Source organism: Rhizobium sp. NLR16a (assembly GCF_017948245.1).
Lineage (GTDB): Bacteria > Pseudomonadota > Alphaproteobacteria > Rhizobiales > Rhizobiaceae > Rhizobium.
Genome location: NZ_CP072865.1, coordinates 863562 through 884764 on the forward strand (window position 1 = coordinate 863562; position 21203 = coordinate 884764).

General features: G+C 61.9%; 16 protein-coding genes. 5 read left to right on the forward strand and 11 right to left on the reverse strand.

Going from position 1 to position 21203, the window contains the following annotated elements; translation table 11 throughout:
* Nucleotides 1-222: 222 nt before the first annotated feature.
* Complete coding sequence (locus tag J7U39_RS03980) at nucleotides 223-1245, forward strand: LacI family DNA-binding transcriptional regulator (RefSeq protein WP_210630509.1); 1023 nt, start codon at nucleotides 223-225, stop codon at nucleotides 1243-1245.
* Nucleotides 1246-1305: 60 nt separating this feature from the next.
* Here J7U39_RS03980 and J7U39_RS03985 read toward each other — a convergent pair whose 3' ends face one another.
* The 6 genes from J7U39_RS03985 to trxB all read right to left on the reverse strand — a co-directional run bounded on the left by J7U39_RS03985 (nucleotide 1306) and on the right by trxB (nucleotide 7237).
* Entirely contained in the window at nucleotides 1306-2106 is an 801-nt protein-coding gene (locus tag J7U39_RS03985) for an aminoglycoside phosphotransferase family protein (RefSeq protein WP_210631586.1), read from the reverse strand.
* 72 nt (nucleotides 2107-2178) lie between these two features.
* Complete coding sequence (locus J7U39_RS03990; RefSeq protein WP_210630510.1) at nucleotides 2179-3303, reverse strand: alkene reductase; 1125 nt, start codon at nucleotides 3301-3303, stop codon at nucleotides 2179-2181.
* 25 nt (nucleotides 3304-3328) lie between these two features.
* Nucleotides 3329-4495: an MFS transporter gene (locus J7U39_RS03995; protein WP_210630511.1), complete on the reverse strand. Its 1167-nt coding sequence runs from the start codon at nucleotides 4493-4495 to the stop codon at nucleotides 3329-3331.
* 1 nt (nucleotide 4496) lies between these two features.
* Complete coding sequence (locus J7U39_RS04000; protein ID WP_210630512.1) at nucleotides 4497-4790, reverse strand: metalloregulator ArsR/SmtB family transcription factor; 294 nt, start codon at nucleotides 4788-4790, stop codon at nucleotides 4497-4499.
* Between the two features lie 553 nt (nucleotides 4791-5343).
* Nucleotides 5344-6240: a LysR family transcriptional regulator VtlR gene (locus J7U39_RS04005; RefSeq protein ID WP_085778879.1), complete on the reverse strand. Its 897-nt coding sequence runs from the start codon at nucleotides 6238-6240 to the stop codon at nucleotides 5344-5346.
* 22 nt (nucleotides 6241-6262) lie between these two features.
* Nucleotides 6263-7237, reverse strand: a complete 975-nt coding sequence (trxB, locus tag J7U39_RS04010; protein ID WP_210630513.1) for a thioredoxin-disulfide reductase — start codon at nucleotides 7235-7237, stop codon at nucleotides 6263-6265.
* Between the two features lie 231 nt (nucleotides 7238-7468).
* Between trxB and J7U39_RS04015 the strand changes: the two genes are divergently transcribed.
* A complete protein-coding gene (locus tag J7U39_RS04015) occupies nucleotides 7469-7936 on the forward strand; it encodes an Lrp/AsnC family transcriptional regulator (RefSeq protein WP_064695956.1) in 468 nt (155 codons plus the stop codon).
* 108 nt (nucleotides 7937-8044) lie between these two features.
* On the opposite strand, the gene J7U39_RS04020 is transcribed toward J7U39_RS04015, so the two are convergent.
* Together J7U39_RS04020 and J7U39_RS04025 are read right to left on the reverse strand one after the other, a co-directional pair.
* The gene (locus tag J7U39_RS04020) at nucleotides 8045-9391 is read right to left on the reverse strand and encodes a sigma-54 dependent transcriptional regulator (protein WP_210630514.1); all 1347 of its coding nucleotides are present in this window, start codon (nucleotides 9389-9391) and stop codon (nucleotides 8045-8047) included.
* Nucleotides 9392-9393: 2 nt separating this feature from the next.
* A complete protein-coding gene (locus J7U39_RS04025) occupies nucleotides 9394-11268 on the reverse strand; it encodes an ATP-binding protein (protein ID WP_210630515.1) in 1875 nt (624 codons plus the stop codon).
* 224 nt (nucleotides 11269-11492) lie between these two features.
* Here J7U39_RS04025 and J7U39_RS04030 point away from each other — a divergent pair, with 224 nt between their 5' ends.
* A complete protein-coding gene (locus tag J7U39_RS04030) occupies nucleotides 11493-12827 on the forward strand; it encodes a dicarboxylate/amino acid:cation symporter (RefSeq protein ID WP_210630516.1) in 1335 nt (444 codons plus the stop codon).
* A 220-nt stretch (nucleotides 12828-13047) separates the two neighbouring features.
* On the opposite strand, the gene J7U39_RS04035 is transcribed toward J7U39_RS04030, so the two are convergent.
* Nucleotides 13048-14106, reverse strand: coding sequence for a glycosyltransferase family 4 protein (locus J7U39_RS04035; RefSeq protein WP_210630517.1), 1059 nt, complete (start codon nucleotides 14104-14106; stop codon nucleotides 13048-13050).
* Nucleotides 14107-14133: 27 nt separating this feature from the next.
* The gene (greA, locus tag J7U39_RS04040) at nucleotides 14134-14610 is read right to left on the reverse strand and encodes a transcription elongation factor GreA (RefSeq protein WP_004672775.1); all 477 of its coding nucleotides are present in this window, start codon (nucleotides 14608-14610) and stop codon (nucleotides 14134-14136) included.
* Between the two features lie 265 nt (nucleotides 14611-14875).
* Here greA and J7U39_RS04045 point away from each other — a divergent pair, with 265 nt between their 5' ends.
* Together J7U39_RS04045 and J7U39_RS04050 are read left to right on the forward strand one after the other, a co-directional pair.
* Complete coding sequence (locus J7U39_RS04045) at nucleotides 14876-16108, forward strand: putative DNA modification/repair radical SAM protein (protein ID WP_210631587.1); 1233 nt, start codon at nucleotides 14876-14878, stop codon at nucleotides 16106-16108.
* Nucleotides 16108-17562 carry a UdgX family uracil-DNA binding protein gene (locus J7U39_RS04050; RefSeq protein ID WP_210630518.1) on the forward strand — a complete coding sequence of 485 codons (1455 nt, stop codon included), beginning with the start codon at nucleotides 16108-16110 and terminating at the stop codon, nucleotides 17560-17562. The genes J7U39_RS04045 and J7U39_RS04050 overlap by 1 nt, the downstream gene beginning before the upstream one ends.
* 55 nt (nucleotides 17563-17617) lie before the next feature.
* On the opposite strand, the gene carB is transcribed toward J7U39_RS04050, so the two are convergent.
* Nucleotides 17618-21106 carry a carbamoyl-phosphate synthase large subunit gene (gene carB, locus J7U39_RS04055; RefSeq protein ID WP_210630519.1) on the reverse strand — a complete coding sequence of 1163 codons (3489 nt, stop codon included), beginning with the start codon at nucleotides 21104-21106 and terminating at the stop codon, nucleotides 17618-17620.
* Nucleotides 21107-21203 lie beyond the last annotated feature (97 nt).

The following is a 21203-nucleotide window of genomic DNA, read 5'->3' on the forward strand; positions in this document are numbered from 1 at the left end:
AGGGTGAATGAAAAGCATTGCGGCAAGGGCGCATATGCTGGAGCGCGCTGTGGCCGCGTTATCGACTGCCCTTTCCGGTCTGGCCCGAAGAGCCGTCGTAAATTATTTATAACTGAGGTGCGCACCTCAGCGCAAGCAAATTTTGAGGTGCGCACTTCAATTCTTGCAATTTTCATTTTTTTGAGGGAAACGTGAACGGTCCAAATCGCATCAGGAGCCCTTATGCGGCCAACAGCAAAAGACCTTGCGGAAGCCGCCGGCGTCAGCCTCGCGACCGTTGATCGCGTATTGAACGATCGCCCGAACGTGAGCAAAAAAGCGGTTCGCAGCGTTCACGAAGCCATTGAACGGATTGGCTTTATCCGCAACCCGGCGGCTGTGAGCCTGGCGCGCAACAAGAGCTATCGGTTCAGGTTTGTCCTGCCCAAGTCTGGCGATCTTTATCTTCGCGAGCTTTTGCGACGGGTGGAGGAGTTGGGGCAAGCCCTAAAGGGCGATCTTACCGATATCGATTATGTTCAAATTTCCACCGACGACGCGCATGGGGTGGCGAAGTATCTTGCTGGAATAGGTGAGGAAGAACTCGACGGAGTGGCGCTGATGGCGCCGGAATCGCCCCAGGTGCGCGATGCCGTGGCGCGGCTGCTCGAACGAAACATCAAGGTCGTGCAGTTTCTGTCCGGCCAGGAAAAGCTTCCCGCGGCCGATTTCGTCGGCGTGGACAATTTCGCGGCCGGGGCGACCGCCGGAAAGCTGATCGGCACATTTGCCTGCCGGACGCCGGGCAAGGTGATGGTGGTGGCCGAGACGATGCAATCGCTTGACAGCATTCAGCGCCGGCACGGTTTCGACACCATAATTAATGAGCGATTCCCGTTCCTTAGGTCTCTTCCTTCGATAGAGACGCATGCCGATGAGCGGCGCGCGAACGAGATCATCGGGCGTGTGCTCGATAACAACAAGGACATTATTGCCGTTTATGTTCTGAGTTCCGAGGCGCGCATTCCTCTTTCGGCAACCGCTGGGAAAGTCGATCTCGTCAACCTCGCAGTGGTCGTCCATGAGCGTACGCCGTTCAGCGAGGAAGCCTTGCGCGACGACCGCATCGACGCCGTCATCGCACAGGACCCTGGTCATGCGGTGCGCAGCGCAATCCGTATCATGCGGGCTCGCTCGGACGCCCGCGAGCCGCTGGCGGAACAGGAGAGAATAAGGATCGAGGTCCTTCTCAAGGAAAATCTCTGAGGAATCAATCCGCGACCCAGCGCCAGTTGAGGCGCGAACCTCATTGTGCTGCGACATGCTCTAGGCCCGAAGCTCGGAAAGCGCGATCCGCGCGACCGTCAACGCCGTCTCCGCCTGCTCGATATTGGGGTCGCCAAGGAACCAGGCGGCGGAAAGGCCCGAATAGGCGGCGATCCATTGCAGCAGCCGCTTCGGCTCCAGCCGGGCTTCTGCCGAGACGATGTCGAGCTGGCGGCGGAAACGGGCGGGGTCGGTAATGGTGGGCAACTCCTCGTTGGCGAAGATATTGGCGAAATCGAAACCGCGCTCGCCGCGGAGCCGTTTCGGATCGATCGCCAGCCAGCCGCGCTCCTCGAAATCGAGAATGTTGCCGTGGTGGATGTCGCCATGGAGGACGGAGAGATCGCGCTGATCGGCAAGGAGGACGTTGGCGACCGCCGAGCAATCGGCAAGCGTGCCGCCATATTTGGCGGCGGCTGGCTCGAGTTCGCGGAACCAGAGGGTGAGGGGAATGGGATCGGGGAGCGGTCTTTCGCGCGGAGCATGCAGCCGGGCTGCGGTGCGGCAGAGAATGCGGCTCGCTTCGTCGTCTTCTCCGTTCATCGCCATGGCAAGCAGCGAGCGTTTCCCGGTTGCCCTTTCCAGCAATACGGCGTCGTCTTCGTGGGCATAGACATGCGCAGCGCCGTCGCCGTCCCACCATTGCATCAACAGGGCGCCGTATCGTTCGTCGATATCGGTCGCGACTTTCAACATGGCGGGCCTCTCCTGCCAGAGGACCGGCAGCAGGCGGCTCGAATGGGTGATGATGGGCTCGCCGTCCGATATGAGCGACCAGCGATCGAGATGGGAAGCAAACATGCGTCCCATATAGGGATACTCAACGCAGAAATCCCACCTCTCGATGGGATTTCTTGATGCGTAGAAGAAGTCTCAAGCGACCTTTTCGAGGGTGGGATAGTCGAGGTAGCCTTTGGCGGCGCCACCGTAGAAGGTCGACTGGTCGGGCGTGTTGAGCGGCAGGTTCTTTGCCAGCCGTTCGACGAGATCGGGATTGGCAATGAAGGGCTTGCCGAAAGCGACGAGATCGGCGCGGCCGCTTTCGGCGGCATCGATCGCGAGATCGCGGTCATAGCCGTTGTTGACCATCCAGCTGGCCTTGCCGCCGGCGGTTTCATAGGCCTTGCGCAGCGCCTTGTAATCGAAGGAGGGGTTGTCGCCTTGCTTGTAGTCGCGCTCGCCGCCGGTCTGGCCTTCGATGACGTGGATATAGGCGAGGCCGTATTTCGCCAGCCCTTCGACGACATGGGTGAAGGTCGCCTGCGGATTGGAATCATAGCTTTCGCCCGACGGCGTCACCGGCGAGATGCGGATTGCGGTGCGGCCTGCGCCGACTTCCCTGACGACAGCATTGACGACTTCGAAGGTCAGGCGAGCGCGGTTCTCGATCGAGCCGCCATATTGGTCGGTGCGATCGTTGACGCCATCGCGGATGAACTGATCGAGCAGATAACCATTGGCGCCATGGATCTCGACACCGTCGAAGCCGGCATCGATCGCGGCGCGGGCTGCCTTGCGGTAATCCTCGACGATGCCGGGGATTTCGGAGGTTTCGAGCGCGCGGGGCTCGGAGGTATCGGCAAAGCTGCCGCTTCCGTCGGCGTTGACCAGATAGGTCTTTGCCTTGGCGACGCGATTGGTCGAGGAAACCGGCTTGCCGCCGTCCGGCTGCAGCGTCGTGTGCGAGATGCGGCCGACATGCCACATCTGGACGACGATCCTGCCGCCGGCGGTGTGGACGGCGTCGGTCACGCGCTTCCAGCCGTCGAGCGCTTCCTTGCTGTAGAGACCGGGCACGTCGGCATAACCCTGGCCCTGATGGGTGATCGCGGTCGCTTCGGTGATGATCAGGCCCGCCGTGGCGCGCTGGCGGTAATATTCGACATTGAGGTCGTTGGGGATCGCGCCCGGCGAACGGTTGCGGGTGAGCGGCGCCATGACGATGCGGTTCCTGACGGCGATATCGCCAACCTTGGTGGGTTCGAAAAGCTTGGCCATGATGGTCCTTTCTTTTGCGGGAGGATCACTCTGCGGGGGCAAGCGCAGCTCGGCCCTTGGCGGAGAGATAGGTGAGCGCCGTCGCACCCAGGCCGATCAGGGCCATCAGGGCTGCGGCGAGCGGAACGCGGGTGAGATCGAAGCCGGCATCGATGACCAGGCCGCCCGCCCAGGCGCCGAGCGCATTGCCGGTGTTGAAGGCGCCGATATTGATCGTCGAGACGAGGTTCGGCGCATCCTTGCCGAAACCGACGACGCCGACCTGCAGCGCCGGCACGGCGGCAAAGCTTGCGGTCGCCCAGAGAAAGAGGGTGATTTCAGCCGGGATGAAGAAACGGCTCGTATAGCTGAAGGCGATCGAAGTGACGGCGATGGCGGCGAAGACGCCGGCAAGTGTGACGCCGAGCCGCCAATCGGCAAGCTTGCCGCCGATGAGATTGCCGACAGTCAGCCCGAGGCCGATCAGGAACAGCGTCCAGGTGACGCCCTCAGGCGAAACGCCGGTGACGTCACGCAGGAGCGGCGCGATATAGGTGAAGAGGGCGAACATCGAGGCAGCGAAGAAGACGGTGGTGGAAAGCGCCAGCCAAAGGCCGCCATTCCTGAGTGCCGCAATCTCGCGCAGGATGCTGCCGGTTTGCTGCTTCTTGTCCTTCGGCAGGATGGCGATCAGGCCAAGAATGGTGACGGTGCCGATGACGGTGACGACGCCGAACGTGGCGCGCCAGCCATAGGCCTGGCCGATCGCGGTGCCGAGCGGCACGCCGAGGACGTTGGCAAGGGTCAGGCCGGTGAACATCAGCGCGACGGCGCGGGCCTTGCGGTCTTCGGCGACCAGGCCGGCGGCGACGACCGAGCCGATGCCGAAGAAGGCGCCGTGGCAGAGCGCGGTCACGATGCGAGCGATCATCAGCACCCAATAATCGGTCGCCAGAGCGCAAAGCAGGTTGCCGGCGATGAAGAAGGCCATCAGCGCAATCAGGGCGATGCGGCGCTTCAGCTTCGCTGTCGAAATTGCCATGACGGGTGCGCCGATCGCGACCGCGAGCGCATAACCCGTCACCAGCCGTCCGGCTTGCGGGATGGTCACCGAGAGATCGGCGGCGACTTCCGGCAGCAGACCCATGATGACGAATTCGGTCGTGCCTATCGCAAAGGAGCTCAAGGCGAGCACGAGAAGGGCGAGGGGCATTCTAGAGATCCCGTGTCAGCTGCTTGAGGAAAGCAGCGATCGTTTCTTCGTTGCGCTTGTAGAAGATCCACTGGCCGACACGTTTCGTGGTGACGAGGCCGGCGCGCTGCAGGGTTCCGAGATGAGCCGAGACGGTGGATTGAGATAGGCCGCAACGCTCGAACTGGCTGGCGCAGACGCCCATTTCAAAGGGATGCTCCTGCGTTGGGAAATGTTCCGCGGGATTCTTCAGCCAGCTCAGAATGTCCATCCGGGTAGGGTGGGCGAGAGCCTTGATGATCTCGTCTTTGTCCATCGTCGCTTATCGAACTATAAATCGTGTTTGAACGATATATTGATCGTGGGATGCCGATATGCAAATCACGGAGACGTGAGGCGGCAGCTTTTGTTGATTGGGCAAATTTTGGGCAAAAAAAGAGGGCCACCGGAAAACCAGGGCCCTTTGAATTGTGAAGGTCAATAACCTCCAGAGGGGAACAGCTAATGCGGTGGAACTGGGAGAGAAACCACGAAATGCATCAGCTGGATTGGATATGGTGCTTCCTTAGGCAGGTTTCAATGCTTTTTTGTGCATGCCTGCTATGCGCCGCACAATTTTTTTGCGGCGCGGCATTTCTCGAAGCGGCAAGGCAAAAAAAGAGGGCCGCTGGAAAACCAGGGCCCTTATAATTGTGAAGGTTCAAAAACCTCCAGAGGGGAACAGCTAATGCGGTGGAACTGGGAGGAAAAGCCACCATGTGCATCAGCTATGTGCGATATGGTGGTTTAATGGGCAAACGGCAACCCTCATTTGTGCATGCCAGTCATGCACGCAATGCATAGTATGGAAATCATTCCATAAAACTGGCTCAAAAGTTCCAGTTTCTCGCTTTGCTGACGATGAAATCGCGGAAAGCCTTCAGCTTGGCGGCATTCTTGATCTCGTCGGGATAGCAAAAATAGGTGTCGAAAGACGGCACGTCGGCATTGATCGGCAGCTGAATCAGGCCAGGGTCGCGGCCGACGATATAGTCCGGCAGGCAGGCGACGCCGATTCCGAGCAGGCAGGCGCGCTTGATCGAGGTCTGGCTGTTGATCTGCAGATGCGGGATGCGCTTGTTGTCGGAGGAGCGGCCGGCGACTTCGAGCCAGTTGACGTCCAGCAGGTAGCTCGGCGCCGGCTCGCCGAAGGTGATGATACGGTGATTGTCGAGATCCTCGATCTTCTGTGGTTCGCCATGGCGATTGATATAGGAGGGGGCCGCATAGACGTGCATGTGCACGGTGAAGAGCTTGCGCTGGATGAGGTCGGATTGCTGCGGCTGGCGCAGCCGGATCGCGCAGTCGGCATGGCGCATGTTCACATCCACTTCCTCGTTGTCGAGGATCAGCTGGATCTGAACGTCGGGATAAAGCTGCAGGAATTCCTGGATCTTGTCGGTGAGCCAACCCTGGCCGAGGCCGACCGTCGTTGTGACACGCAGCTTGCCGGACGGTGTCTCGGTCGTCTCGGTGAGTTGCATCTTCACGGTTTCGAGCTTCAGCAGCACGTCATGAGCGGTGCGGTAGAGCAACTCGCCCTGTTCCGTCAGGATCAGGCCGCGCGCGTGGCGGTGAAACAGCTTGGTACCGACATCCTGCTCCAGCGCGCTGACCTGGCGGCTGATGGCGGATTGGGACAGATGCAGTTTGTCCGCCGCATGCGTGAACGAACCCGCCTCGGCAGCTGCGTGAAAGATACGCAGCTTGTCCCAATCCAATGGCATTCCCCCACCCCTCATGCCGGTCTTACTCCGCAGCCACGGCGATAGGCATGTGGCCCGTCAGATATCGCTCGGCTTCGAGCGCTGCCATGCACCCCAAGCCGGCGGCGGTGATTGCCTGGCGGAACGTATCGTCGGTCACGTCGCCGGCGGCATAGACCCCCTCCAGGCTGGTCGCGGTCGAATCCGGCGCGGTCCAGAGGTAGCCATTGTCCTTCAGCTTCAGCTTGCCCTTGAAAAGCTCGGTTGCCGGGGCATGGCCGATGGCGACGAAGACGCCGTCGATCGGCATTTCGGTAATCGCACCGGTTCTGACGTCGCGCAGACGCGCACCAGTCACCGATTGCGGCATCGGCGGCTTGGCCGGGGTACCGGTGATTTCGGCGACCTCGGTGTTCCACAGCACCTTGACGTTTTCCTTGGCGAACAGGCGCTCCTGCAGGATCTTCTCGGCGCGGAAGGAGTCGCGGCGGTGCACCAATGTGACCGACTTCGCGATATTGGAGAGATAGAGCGCTTCTTCGACGGCGCTGTTGCCGCCACCGACCACGATGACGTCCTTGTTGCGATAGAAGAAACCGTCGCAGGTAGCGCAGGCGGAAACGCCGAAGCCCTGGAAATGCTGCTCGCTTTCGATGCCCAGCCACTTCGCCTTGGCGCCGGTGGCGATGATCAGCGTATCAGCGGTCCAGACCTGGCCGCTGTCGGTGCGGGCGACGAAGGGACGCTGGTTCAGGTCGACTTCGGTTACGAGGTCGTTGACGATCTCGGCGCCGACATGTTTTGCCTGCTGCAGCATCTGGTCCATCAGCCAGGGGCCCTGGATCGGATCGGCAAAGCCCGGATAATTCTCGACATCGGTGGTGATCATCAACTGGCCGCCCTGTTCGAGACCGGCGATCAGGACCGGTTTCAGCATGGCGCGCGCGGCATAGACCGCGGCGGTATAGCCGGCGGGTCCGGAACCGATGATGAGCACCTTCGTATGGCGGGCGGGCATGTCATTTCCTTTCGACTGGCAGGAGGGCGGCGGCTAAAAGGCGATTGCGGCCGTTTCGCGGTCCATGCGCCATTTATGAACGTCCAATGCTATTATTCAAGGGCAGCCTTGCATTACCAACAAGGCAAATCACGCTGTTGTGCAAGATTCCGTCATCGGCTTGAAACTTTCTTGCGTATTTCGCCGCTTTATATAGAAGCTCGCCGCTACGAATTAAAGAAAGGCCGCGATGTGGGTCGCACGGAACTCGACGTCATCGACATAAAGATCCTACGGGAGCTGCAGGCCGATGGCCGCATGACAAATGTCGAACTCGCCGATCGCGTCGGCATCTCGGCACCTCCCTGCCTGCGCCGGGTCCGCAAACTCGAGGAAGCCGGGATCATCGAAGGCTATCACGCCATGTTGAACAGCCCGAAGCTCGGCTTCGATCTGGTCGCTTTCTGCATGGTCGGGCTCAAACACCAGTCGGAAGGCAATCTCAAGGCGTTTGCCGCCGCCACCACCGAATGGCCGCTGGTGCGTCAGGCCTGGATGGTCTCGGGCGACAGCGATTTCCTGTTGCATTGCGTGGCGGAGAATCTCACCCATTTCCAGGATTTCGTCATAGAGATTCTGACGGCGAACGAGCATGTCGACACCGTGCGCACCATGCTGACGATCCGGCAGGTAAAGAAGCTCGGATTGGTCGAAGTCTGAAACAACCTAAAGCGCGTCGTGATCTTTCAGATTCGCTCGTTGCGCTTTAGGTTTTGCTTTTACCCATGTCGTTGCCGCAAAACCGCTGCACACTTTTGCGCGACATGGCTATTTGCGCGAGGCGTAGCCGCCCCGGTGGATGCCGTGGCGCTGCAGCTTGTCGTAAAAGGTCTTTCTCGGAATGCCGAGCGCCTCGATGGTGCGGCGCACGTCGCCGTTGTTGCTGGCGAGTGCGTCGCGGATGATTTCCGCCTCGTAGCGCTCCAGCCGCTCGGGCAGCGTGCCGCCGGTCGGCTGCGGGGGAGAGGATGGGGCTGCGCGGCCTTCGAGGCCCAACACCACGCGTTCGGCATAGTGGGAGAGTTCGCGGACGTTGCCGGGCCATGAATGGGTGGCAAGGTGGTGGCGAACCGCCTCCGAAAGCGGCGGCACATCGCGGCGGAAGCGCTCGGCGGCGCGCGCGGTAAAGTGGGAAAACAGCAGCGGAATATCGTCGCGGCGTTCCCTCAGCGGCGGAATCGAAATCGTCACGACATTCAGCCGGTAATAGAGGTCCTCACGAAAATCGCCGCGCACCTCGGGGTCGCCAAGGTCGATCTTGGCGGCCGCGACGACGCGCAGATCGACCGGGCGCACCTCGTTGGTGCCGAGCGGGGTGATCTCGCGCATTTCAAGCACGCGCAGCATCTTGACCTGCGTGGCGACAGGCATGCTTTCGATCTCGTCGAGGAAAAGCGTGCCGCCGCTTGCATGCTCGATGCGGCCCATACGGCGCTTCTGCGCGCCGGTAAAGGCGCCGGCCTCGTGGCCGAACAGTTCGCTTTCGATGACGGTTTCGGGGAGTGCCCCGCAGTTCAGCGCCACGAAATTGCCCTTCCGGCGGTGGCTCCACTGATGCAGGATCTGGGCGACGACTTCCTTGCCGCTGCCGGTTTCGCCGGCGACCAGCACGTCGACATCGGTATCGGCGATGTGGCGCAGAATTTTCCTCAGGTTTTCCATGGCAGGCGTCTGGCCGATCAGTGGCAAAGTCTCCTGCGCGTCTTCGGCGGCCCGGCGCAGCGCGCGGTTTTCCAGAACAAGCTGCCGCTTCTCGCCTGCGCGGCGTACGCTGTGCACGAGCCGATCGGCAGCGAAGGGTTTGGCGATGAAATCATAGGCGCCGTCCTGGATGGCCTGAACGGCCATCGGAATATCGCCGTGGCCGGTCATCAATATCACCGGCAGGTCGCCGTCCATGCCCTTCAGCGTGGCGAACAGCTGCAGCCCGTCGATCTCGGGCATGCGGATATCGGTGACGACGGGGCCGGCAAAATCGACCGTTAGTTCCTCCAGGGCGGCTTTCGCGCCGTCATAGGCCGAGACGGAGAAGCCGGCGAGTTCGAGGGTCTGGGCGGTGGCACGGCGCAGATCCCTGTCGTCGTCGATCAGCGCAACGGGCATCGGTGTGGCCATGATCAGGCCCTCCTCAGATGAACGATGAACCTTGTCCCGCTGCCATCGCTCTCCACCTCCATCCGGCCGCCGTAATCGCCGACGATATCCTTGGAGATAACGAGGCCCAGCCCGAGACCTTTTTCCTTCGAGGTGTTGAAGGGCGTGAACAGGCCCTTGCGGATATCGGGCGAAATGCCGGGGCCGTTGTCGGCGACCGTCAGCGTCACCATCTCCTGGTCATTCGATGTCCTGACCTCGACGCGCGCCTCGTCGGCTTTCGGGGCCACGGCCTCCAGCGCATTCTGAAGCAGGTTGATCAGCACCTGCTCGAGACGGATCCTACTGCCCATGACCTGCAGTTCGGCCGGCGGCAGCTCGATGTCGAGCGTATCCATGCGTCCGGCAAATCGGCTACGCAGCAGCATCACCGCGCCCTCGATGACGTCCTTCAGGCCTGTCGGCTCGGCGCTGCCGCGGCCCTTGCGGGCGAAGCTCTTCAGCTCCTCGGTGATCGAGCCGATGCGCTCCGTCAGAGCGGCGATGTTCTGAAGATTTTCACCGGCGGGCGCCGTCTGGCCGCGGTCGAGGAAGGTGCGGGCATTGTCCGCATAGGCGCGGATGGTCGCCACCGGCTGGTTGATCTCGTGGGCGACGCCGGCGGCCACCTGGCCCAGGATTGCCAGCCGGTTGGCCTGCACCAGATCCTGCTGCACGGCCTGCAGCTTCTGCTCGGTGCTGCGGTGACCGGCGATCTCGGCCTGCAGCCGATCCCGCGCCTGGCTGAGATCAAGCGTCCGTTCGGCCACGCGCCGTTCCAGTTCTTCGCGCGCCTGCTGCTCCCTGAAAATTCGAAGGGTGGTCGTCTGGCGGCGGCGCAAGAGGAAGGCTGCGCCCGCCAGCAGCGGCAAAAGCAAGAGCAGCGCCAGCATGCGCGTTTCGCGGACCGCGGCATCGATGGACGGCCCCAATGCAACAAGATGCTGCAGATGCCAGCCGGTCGCAGGGATCGGCATCCCCACATCGAGAAAGCTGGTTTTTCCCGCGCCGCCGGGCGTGACGATCTCGACGACATCAAGCCTGTCGCCTAGGTGACTGATGATATCGAGCGGCAGCGGCTGAAGCGGCGCGTCGCCGAATTGAAGGCTCTCGCGGATCGCCGTCAGCCGATCCTCGGCGATACGGCCGATCGTCATGAACCGCCAGGAGGGAATGCTGGTGATGAGGACAATGCCACGATCGTCGATGACGTAGGACGGGGCGCCCGAGCCATTCCAATCCGTCTCGATATCGTCGAATTCGACCTTGACGACGACGACGCCCAGGAGACCGTCATCGCCTGATATCCGCTCGGAAATATAAAGGCCGGGCTTCTTGCTGACGGTGCCGAGCGCGAAATGCTCTGCCTGCCCTCGAGCGACAGCGCCCTGAAAATACTCGCGGAAACGATAGTCGTTGCCGACGAAGCTCGTCGGTTCGCGCCAGTTGCTGGCTGAAACCGCGATTCCGTTCTTGTCGATGACATAGATGACGGCGGCCTTCGTGCCGGCGGCCAGTGTCTCAAGCTTCCGGTTCAACTGCTCGAACGTGCCGGCGTCGCGTCCAGCCAGGGCGGCGGCGAGCGCGGCATCTTGCGACAGCACGAAGGGCAGCGCCCGGTATTTTTCGAGGACGGTGCGCAGCAGCGCCACGTTCATCCTCGCATCGTTGCGGGCCTGTTCCTCCAGGGCAGCCTCCGCCCGGCGCCGGCCGATCTCGCCGCTGACCCAGAGGCTTGCGACGATGGCCGAGAGGGCGAGCACTGCATAGGCCCACCACATCCGGCGGATGCGGTGCTGCAAGGGCAAGGCGGGCCAAGGCCTTTGCGAGACTGACAAGGACATGGGGGATTTGTGCATTTTTCCGCACGAGACGCAAATAGATTTGTGTGGCTTTTCGCATCTCCTGAACGAGCCATCGGCCTACAGAAAGATTTTATGCTGGAAATACAAGGCTCTAGAAAGGTGGCGCGAAACTGGCACGGCGCTTGCGAAAGAGATGGCAACAACGGCTGAGCTGTTGGATTGAAGCGAACGGCTCGGGAGGCCGGAGTTCGTTCCGGACGAGCCTTTAGGAGGAAATCATGATCGCAGCACCACTCGATACAGTCGCAGACAGCAAGGGCAGGAAGCCCTTTTATTCCCATCTCTACGTCCAGGTTCTCGCCGCTATCGCTGCGGGTATCATTCTCGGTCATTTCTATCCCGACCTCGGCACCCAGCTGAAGCCGCTCGGCGATGCCTTCATCAAGCTCGTCAAGATGGTGATCGCGCCGGTCATCTTCCTGACGGTGGCCACCGGCATTGCCGGCATGAGCGACCTGAAGAAGGTCGGCCGCGTCGCTGGCAAGGCGATGCTCTACTTCCTGACCTTCTCGACGCTGGCGCTCGTCATCGGCATGATCGTCGCCAACGTCGTCCAGCCCGGCGCCGGCATGAACATCGATCCGGCATCCCTCGACCCGAAGGCCGTCGCCACCTTTGCCGATAAGGCGCATGAGCAGAGCATCGTCGGCTTCCTGACGAATATCATCCCGTCGACGATCGTCGGCGCCTTTGCCGATGGCGATATTCTGCAGGTGCTGTTCTTCTCGGTGCTCTTCGGCATCGCGCTCGCCATGGTTGGCGAAAAGGGCGAGCAGGTCGTCAATTTCCTCAACGCCCTGACGGCCCCCGTCTTCAAGCTCGTTGCCATCCTGATGAAGGCCGCCCCGATCGGCGCCTTCGGCGCCATGGCCTTCACGATCGGCAAGTACGGCGTCGGATCGATCGCCAACCTCGCCATGCTGATCGGCACCTTCTACCTCACCTCGCTGCTCTTCGTCCTTGTCGTGCTCGGCGCCGTCGCCCGCTATAACGGCTTCTCGATCCTGGCGCTGCTGCGCTACATCAAGGAAGAATTGCTGCTGGTTCTCGGCACCTCGTCTTCCGAAGCCGCACTTCCGGGACTGATGAACAAGATGGAAAAGGCCGGCTGCAAGCGCTCGGTCGTCGGCCTCGTCATCCCCACCGGCTATTCCTTCAACCTCGACGGCACCAATATCTACATGACGCTGGCAGCCCTCTTCATTGCCCAGGCGACCGGCATCAATCTCTCCTGGGGTGACCAGATCCTGCTGCTGCTGGTAGCGATGCTGAGCTCCAAGGGTGCTGCCGGCATCACCGGCGCCGGCTTCATCACCCTTGCCGCGACGCTCTCCGTCGTGCCCTCCGTGCCGGTCGCCGGCATGGCGCTCATCCTCGGCATCGATCGCTTCATGTCGGAGTGCCGGGCGCTGACCAACCTCGTCGGCAATGCGGTCGCGACGATCGTCGTTGCCCGTTGGGAAAACGAGCTGGATACGGCGCAGCTCGCCAGAGCGCTGGGCGGCCAGGCAGAACAGGGCGCTCCGGCTGCCGGACTTCAGCCGGCGGAATAACAGGCCGACCTGTTCGCCATTCTTGGATATTTGCAGCGGCCCGTCATCCGATGGGCCGTTCGCTCGTTGATAACTCTCGTTCTCTAGTCGACGTCATCCTCGGCCTTGTTGTGCCGAAGGATCTGCTGCCCTATCAAACGGAGGCAGATGCTCGGGAAGCCTGAGCATGACGAAGGAGAAGTTGGCCGGCTTTTTCAGCAGGCAGTTTCCCGTTTCGGCTTTAACCACTGTTGTCGCCGAGAAGGCGATCGTAAACAGCGCCAATCGCTTTTGCTTCCTTCTCCAGCGCGAAATTCGCCCGGACATGACGCAATGCATTCTCGCCATGCACGATCGCCAGCGCCGGATCTGCGATATAGGGGGCGATTGCCCGCGTCAGCGCTTCGCCATCGCCTGCAGCCACGACCGAACCGGTCTCGCCCTCGGCAATGAGTTCGGCATAGGCGCCCGCATCCGATGCCACTACGGCCGTCCGCGAGGCCATGGCTTCGAGCGGCGTCAAGCCGAAACCCTCGTTGCGGGAAGGGGCGACGTAGAGCGTCAGGCGGCGATACCAGACCTTGATATCAGGCACTTCGCCGAGAAACAGGATGCGGTCGGTGAGCCCGGCGGCGGCGACATCGGCCTTGAGCTTTTCGGCGAAGGCGGTGTGCTCGGCCGTCACGCGGCCGGAGACGACGGCTGTCCATTCCGGATGCTGCGGCAAGAGCTCGATCATCGCCTTAACGAATAGATCGGTGCCTTTCTGATGGCGCACGCGGCCGAAGCAGCCGACGAGATAGCGGCCGGGCAGGCCGGTCGCGGTTATGCCGTCGTCGGCGGTTTCCGGTGGGTGAAAGAGAGAAAGGTCGACGCCGTGCTGGATGACAGTGTGAGGCACTTCGAGGAAGGAGCCTGAGCGGTCACTGGTCGCGATCACCGCGTCCATGCGGCGGATCAGCCATTTCGTATAGGCGGTGTGACGGCGTTGCGCCGCCGAAGTGAAGAGCAGCTTCAGCGGCATGCGCAGGACATGGCGAAGCAGGATGCCGACGGCCATCTCATTGTTGCGGCGGGCGTGCCAGACGCGGTGACGTCGCCTGGCCGGCGGACGCCACAGCCCGAAAAGCTGCGCCCATCTCAGTTTGGCCAAGCCCTCCGGCAGGCCGGGGCCGAGCGTCGCTATGCGCATCCCAAGCCAGATCTGGCATGGGATGAGCTGAACGATGGTCGACGTGACGCCGGAGAGCCGGCGCTTGAAGTTGGGCGCGATGATCTCGACGTCACGAATATCCGGCAAGGAATGGGTCTCGTGTCTGACGGGCGATCAGCCCCAGGAAACCTGTAGGATTTCGTAGGCCTTGGAGCCGCCCGGCGCATTGACCTCGATGGAATCGCCGACTTCCTTGCCGATCAGCGCACGGGCGATCGGGGAGGAGATGGAGATGCGGCCGGCCTTGACGTCGGCTTCCTGGTCGCCAACGATCTGGTAGGTCTTTTCTTCCTCGGTGTCCTCGTCAACGAGCTTCACCTTGGCGCCGAACTTGATCTTGTCGCCGGACATTTTCGTGAGGTCGATGACCTCGGCGCGGGCCGTCAGGTCTTCCAGCTCGGTGATGCGGCCCTCATTGTGGCTCTGGGCTTCCTTGGCGGCATGGTATTCGGCATTTTCGGAAAGGTCGCCATGAGCACGGGCTTCGGCGATCGCCTCGATGATTCGGGGGCGCTCCTCCTGCTGACGCCAGCGCAGCTCTTCCTGCAGCTTGACGAAACCACCCTGTGTCATCGGTACCTTATCAACCATTTTTCTGTCCTTCACTCCTTGCGGCCGCCGTCTTGCGTCAGCACAGTCAGGCACACACAAAAGAAAACAGGTCCCGAAGAGGAACTTCGGAACCGTGCCACAATCATAGTTGCATGCTTATAGCAGATCGCCACGGCTGATTTCCAGAAAATTCGCATAAATGAAACGGATACCCGCTGGTACGTCGGGTGATGCGTGCCAAACGGGGGAGCGGCAGCCGCGCCGGGATTGACTTTGCGCCATGGAACATATAGTGAACATACTAATGAAGAAGTCGCTAACCGAACGTTTGGCCATCCTTTCCGATGCCGCAAAATACGATGCTTCCTGTGCCTCCAGCGGCACGGTGAAACGCGATTCGAGCGCAAGCGGCGGACTGGGTTCGACCGAGGGATCCGGCATCTGCCATGCCTATGCTCCGGATGGACGGTGCATTTCGCTTCTGAAGATCCTGCTCACCAATTTCTGCATCTACGACTGTGCCTATTGCGTCAATCGCTCCTCCAGCAATGTCGAGCGCGCACGCTTCACGACGGAGGAAGTCGTCTGGCTGACGCTCGAATTCTACCGACGCAACTATATCGAAGGCCTCTTCCTTTCCTCCGGCATCATTCGCTCTTCCGATTACACGATGGAGGAGATGGTCCGCATCGTCCGCGAGCTGCGGGTGACGCATAATTTCCGCGGCTATATCCATCTGAAAGCGATCCCCGAGGCGTCGCCGCATCTGATCGAGGAGGCGGGGCTTCATGCCGATCGGCTGTCGCTTAATATCGAGCTGCCGACCGACAGCGGGATTTCCCGTTTCGCGCCGGAAAAGAAGCCCGTCAATATCAGACGATCGATGGCGGATATCAGGTCGAAGATCGAGGCTGCCGATGAACCGACGCTTAAGACCGGGAAACGCCAGCGTTTCGTGCCAGCCGGCCAGAGCACGCAGATGATCGTCGGGGCGGATGGGGCCGATGACGCGACTATTCTGGCGAGCAGCGGCCGGCTCTACAGCAGCTATGGCCTGAGGCGCGTCTATTACTCCGCCTTCAGCCCCATCCCGGACTCCTCGAAAAACCTGCCGCTGATCAAGCCGCCGCTGATGCGCGAGCATCGGCTTTACCAGGCCGACTGGCTCTATCGGTTCTACGGTTTCGGCATCGAGGAGATTACTGCGAACCAGGCGGACGGCATGCTCGATCTCAATCTCGATCCGAAGCTTGCCTGGGCGCTTGCCAACCGGGGCGAATTTCCCGTCGACCTCAACAAGGCCGAGCGCGAGCGGTTGCTGCGTGTGCCGGGCCTCGGCACCAAAACCGTGAAAGCGATCGTCTCTGCGCGCCGTTTTCGTCGCCTGCGGCTTGATGATCTCTCCCGACTCGGAGTTTCGATCAAGAAAGTCCAATCCTTCATCTCCGCGGAAGGCTGGTCGCCGCGACGGCTGGTCGACCGCCCGGACCTGCGCGCCGTGTTCGAGCCGCAGCATGAACAATTGTCCTTGCTGTGATGCGCCGGGTCGTGCTTGCAGGACGTGGAGATCTTGGCGAATGGCGCGATGCCGCACGCGTTTTGGCGGCAGCCGGCATCTTGCCCGAGGAGATCGACTGGCGCGAAAAAAGCGCCGAGGCCGATCTGTCGTTTCAACGGGACGCCATGCCGCCAGCGCCTGCGACAACGCGTAAGCCGATGACGGTGCCGCCCGCTTTCATCGAGCTTGCTGAGACCGTCCTCTGCCATTCCGATCCGGCGCGATTTTCTCTGCTGTACCGTCTCCTCTGGAGGCTGCAGCTGGATCGGCAACTGCTGGAGGTGACCTCCGACGAGGATGTTGTGCGGGCCAGGCTGATGGCGAAGAACATTCGGCGCGACGCGCACAAGATGACGGCCTTCGTCCGTTTCAAGGAAGTCGGCGCGGTATCGGCAGGTCGTCGGAAATTCCTCGCCTGGTTCGAGCCGGACCATCATGTCGTCAGGCGCACGGCTCCCTTTTTCCAGCGCCGTTTCAGCGACATGGACTGGCTGATCGCCACGCCCAAGGGCTCGGCGGCCTGGAACGGCGAGCGGCTGACGATTGCCGACGAGCCATGCGAAAGGCCTAATCTCACCGATGCCACGGACGAACTCTGGCGAACCTACTATGCCAGCATCTTCAACCCCGCGCGGTTGAAGGTGAAGGCGATGCAGGCGGAGATGCCGAAGAAATACTGGAAGAACCTGCCGGAGGCCGACCTCATTCCTGGCTTGATTGCATCGGCCGAAAGCAAGGTGCGGGAGATGGCGGCGCGGGAGGCGACGCAGTCGCTGCCGTTTCACGACCGCTTGCAGCGGGCCGCGCGCAATCTCCCCGCAGAACCAGCGGCTACTGCGGGCACGCTGGAAGCACTGCGCGCGGAGGCCGCTGTCTGCACACGCTGCCCGCTTCATGCAAATGCGACGCGGACGGTATTCGGAGAGGGGCCGCGCGATGCGCAGGTGATGTTCGTCGGCGAGCAGCCGGGCGACCAGGAGGATATTTCCGGGCGTCCCTTCGTCGGTCCCGCCGGCAGGCTTCTCGATCAGGTGATATCGGAGGCGGGCATCGACCGCTCGAGGCTCTACGTCACCAATGCCGTCAAGCATTTCAAATACGAGCCGCGGGGCAAGCGTCGCATCCATCAGAAGCCGAATATGAATGAGGTGAAGCATTGCCGCTGGTGGCTCGATCGCGAGATGGCGCTCCTCAAGCCGAAACTGATTGTCGCATTGGGGGCGACGGCGCTTGCGGCGCTGACCGATGTCAAAGAGCGCCTGCAGGATGTCAGGGGAAGGGCGATGGCGATCGAAGGAGGGCGCACGCTCTTCGTGACGGTGCATCCGTCCTATCTGCTGCGCATTCCGGACGAGCGACTGAAGGCGGAGGAGCTGGCCCGGTTTCGCGTGGATATGCTGAAGGTTCAGCGGCTTATGGTCTCAGCCGGATAAATTGATTCCGGTGGAGTTCGCGCCACTGCCCGTCGAGCGGTGGCGCTGCCCTGTCTCAAGCGAAGTAACTTTGCAGCGGCCGCACTTCGAGATTGCCGGCCTTCAGCGCCTTGATCGCCTGGGCGGCGGCTTCGGCGCCGGCCATCGTCGTGTAATAGGGCACCTTCTGCATCAGCGTCGCACGGCGCAGCGACTTGGAGTCCGAGATCGCCTTGTTGCCGTCGGTGGTGTTGATGACGAGTTGGACCTGGCGGTTGCGGATGGCGTCCTCGATATGCGGACGGCCTTCCAGAACCTTGTTGATCTTGGTGGCGGTGATGCCGTTTTCGCCGAGGAAGCGGGCGGTGCCGCCAGTTGCCAGCACCTTGAAGCCTTCTTCGACGAGGATGCGGATCGCCGGCAGCACGCGCGGCTTGTCCTCGTCGCGCACGGAGACGAAAACCGTTCCGTCACGCGGCAGTTCGACGCCCGCGCCGAGCTGCGACTTGGCGAAGGCCAGTGCAAAATCGGTGTCGAGGCCGATCACTTCGCCGGTCGAGCGCATCTCCGGGCCGAGCAGCGTGTCGACGCCGGGGAAGCGGGCGAAGGGGAAGACGGCTTCCTTGACGGCGATGTGCGTGAGCTTACGCGGATCGGGCTTCGGCCCGTAGGCGGCGAAGGTGGCGTCAAGTTTCTCGCCGGCCATGACACGGGCGGCGATCTTGGCGATCGGCGCGCCGATGGTCTTGGCGACGAAGGGCACGGTGCGGGAAGCGCGCGGATTGACCTCGAGCACGTAGACGATGCCGTCCTTGATGGCGAACTGGACGTTCATCAGGCCGCCGACATTGAGCGCCTTGGCCATGGCTTTCGCCTGGCGCTCCAGCTCGTCGAGCAGTTCGACCGGCAACGAGCGCGGCGGCAGCGAACAGGCCGAGTCGCCGGAATGGATGCCGGCTTCCTCGATGTGCTCCATGATGCCGGCGACATAGACGTCGGTGCCGTCGGAGAGGCAGTCGACGTCGACTTCGATCGCATGGGTCAGGTAGCTGTCGAAGAGCAGCGGGTTCTTGCCGAGCAGGGTATTGATCTGGCCGGTCTTGTCGTTGGGATAACGCTGCTTGATGTCCTCCGGCACCAGTTCCGGAACCGTGTCCAGCAGGTAGGTCTGCAGCTGGCCCTCCGAATGCAGGATCTGCATGGCGCGGCCGCCGAGTACGTAGGACGGGCGAACGACAAGCGGGAAGCCGATTTCGGCGGCGACGAGGCGGGCCTGCTCGACCGAATAGGCGATGCCGTTGTTCGGCTGGTTGAGGTCGAGCTTCATCAGAAGCTTCTGGAAGCGGTCGCGGTCTTCGGCGAGGTCGATCATATCAGGCGCGGTGCCGAGGATCGGAATGCCGTTCTTTTCGAGCGCCTCGGCAAGCTTCAGCGGCGTCTGGCCGCCGAACTGGACGATGACGCCGACGACTTGCCCCTTCTCCTGCTCGGCGCGCAGGATTTCGATCACGTCTTCGGCCGTCAGCGGCTCGAAATAGAGGCGGTCCGACGTGTCGTAGTCGGTCGACACGGTTTCCGGGTTGCAGTTGATCATGATCGCTTCATAACCGGCATCCTTCAGCGCGAAGGCGGCATGGCAGCAGCAATAGTCGAACTCGATGCCCTGACCTATTCGGTTCGGGCCGCCGCCGAGGATGACGACCTTCTTGCGGTCGGACACCAAAGCTTCCGAGCGGGCGGCGCCGACGAAGGGCGTCTCGTAGGTCGAATACATATAGGCGGTCGGCGAAGCGAATTCGGCCGCACAGGTGTCGATGCGCTTGAAAACCGGACGGACGTTCAGGCCGTTGCGCAGTTCCGCGACTTCCTTCGGGCGCTTGCCGGTCAGCGTCGCCAGGCGCGCGTCGGAGAAGCCCATGGCCTTCAGCATGCGGAGGTTGGCAGCATCATTGGGCAGGCCGTGCTCGCGGATGCGGGCTTCCATGTCGACGATGTTCTTGAGCTCGGCGATGAACCAGGGGTCGATCTTGCAGCCTTCATGCACCTCTTCGATGGTAAGGCCCTGGCGCAGCGCCTGGGCGACCATGCGCAGGCGGTCCGGCGTCGGCGTGCCGATGGCGGCGCGGATGGCGTTCTGGCTGGACTCGCCTTCCTCGAAGTCGGGAATCTCGATTTCGTCGAGGCCGGTCAGGCCGGTCTCGAGGCCACGCAGCGCCTTCTGCAGCGATTCGGCAAAGGTGCGGCCGATCGCCATGACTTCGCCGACCGACTTCATGGCCGTGGTCAGAACAGGCGAGGCGCCGGGGAATTTCTCGAAGGCGAAACGCGGGATCTTGGTGACGACATAATCGATCGACGGCTCGAAGGAGGCCGGCGTCGCGCCGCCGGTGATGTCGTTTTCCAACTCGTCGAGCGTGTAGCCGATAGCGAGCTTGGCGGCGACCTTGGCGATCGGGAAGCCGGTGGCCTTGGAAGCGAGTGCCGAGGAGCGCGAGACGCGCGGGTTCATTTCGATGACGACGAGGCGGCCATCTTTCGGATTGACGGCGAACTGGACGTTCGAGCCGCCGGTCTCGACGCCGATCTCGCGCAGCACCGCGATCGAGGCGTTGCGCATGATCTGGTATTCCTTGTCGGTCAGCGTCAGCGCCGGGGCGACAGTGATGGAATCGCCTGTGTGGACGCCCATCGGATCGATATTCTCGATCGAGCAGATGATGATGCAGTTGTCCGCCGTGTCGCGGACGACTTCCATCTCAAACTCCTTCCAGCCGAGCACCGATTCTTCGATCAGCACCTCGGTGGTCGGCGAAGCATCGAGGCCGCCGCCGACGATCTCGAAGAATTCCGAGCGGTTGTAGGCAATGCCGCCGCCGGTGCCGCCGAGGGTGAAGGAGGGGCGGATGATGGCCGGCAGGCCGACATGGTCGAGCGCCTGGGCGGCGATCGCCATGGCGTGGTTCAGGTAGCGCTGCTTGCGGTCGCTCTCGCCGAGGTTCCACTGGTTTTCCAGCTCGTCCAGCGCCTTGTCGAGGTCGGGGCCGGAAAGGCTTTCGCGCAGTTTGCTGCGCTCGGCCTCGTGCGTCTTGCGGTCGAGATCCTTGATGTCGGTGGCGTTTGCCAGCATCGAGCGCGGCGTTTCCAGGCCGATGCGGGCCATGGCTTCGCGGAACAGCGCGCGGTCCTCGGCCATGTCGATGGCGGCGGGCTTGGCGCCGATCATCTCGACATTGTAGCGGTCGAGCACGCCCATGCGTTTCAGGGAGAGAGCGGTGTTCAGTGCCGTCTGGCCGCCCATGGTCGGCAGCAGTGCGTCCGGGCGCTCCTTGGCGATGATCTTGGCAACAACTTCGGGGGTGATCGGCTCGACGTAAGTGGCGTCGGCGAGACCCGGATCGGTCATGATCGTCGCAGGGTTGGAATTGACGAGGATGACGCGGTAGCCTTCCTCCTTCAGCGCCTTGCAGGCCTGGGTGCCGGAATAGTCGAATTCGCAAGCCTGGCCAATGACGATCGGTCCCGCGCCGATGATGAGAATCGATTTGATGTCTTGGCGCTTCGGCATGGGCGATATCCATTGTCTGGCTGCGCAGAAAGCCGGCCAGGGTGGAGATCACCGGGTCGGTTGCGCATGCTGGGTCTTTTCAGGCTAGAAGCGGCTT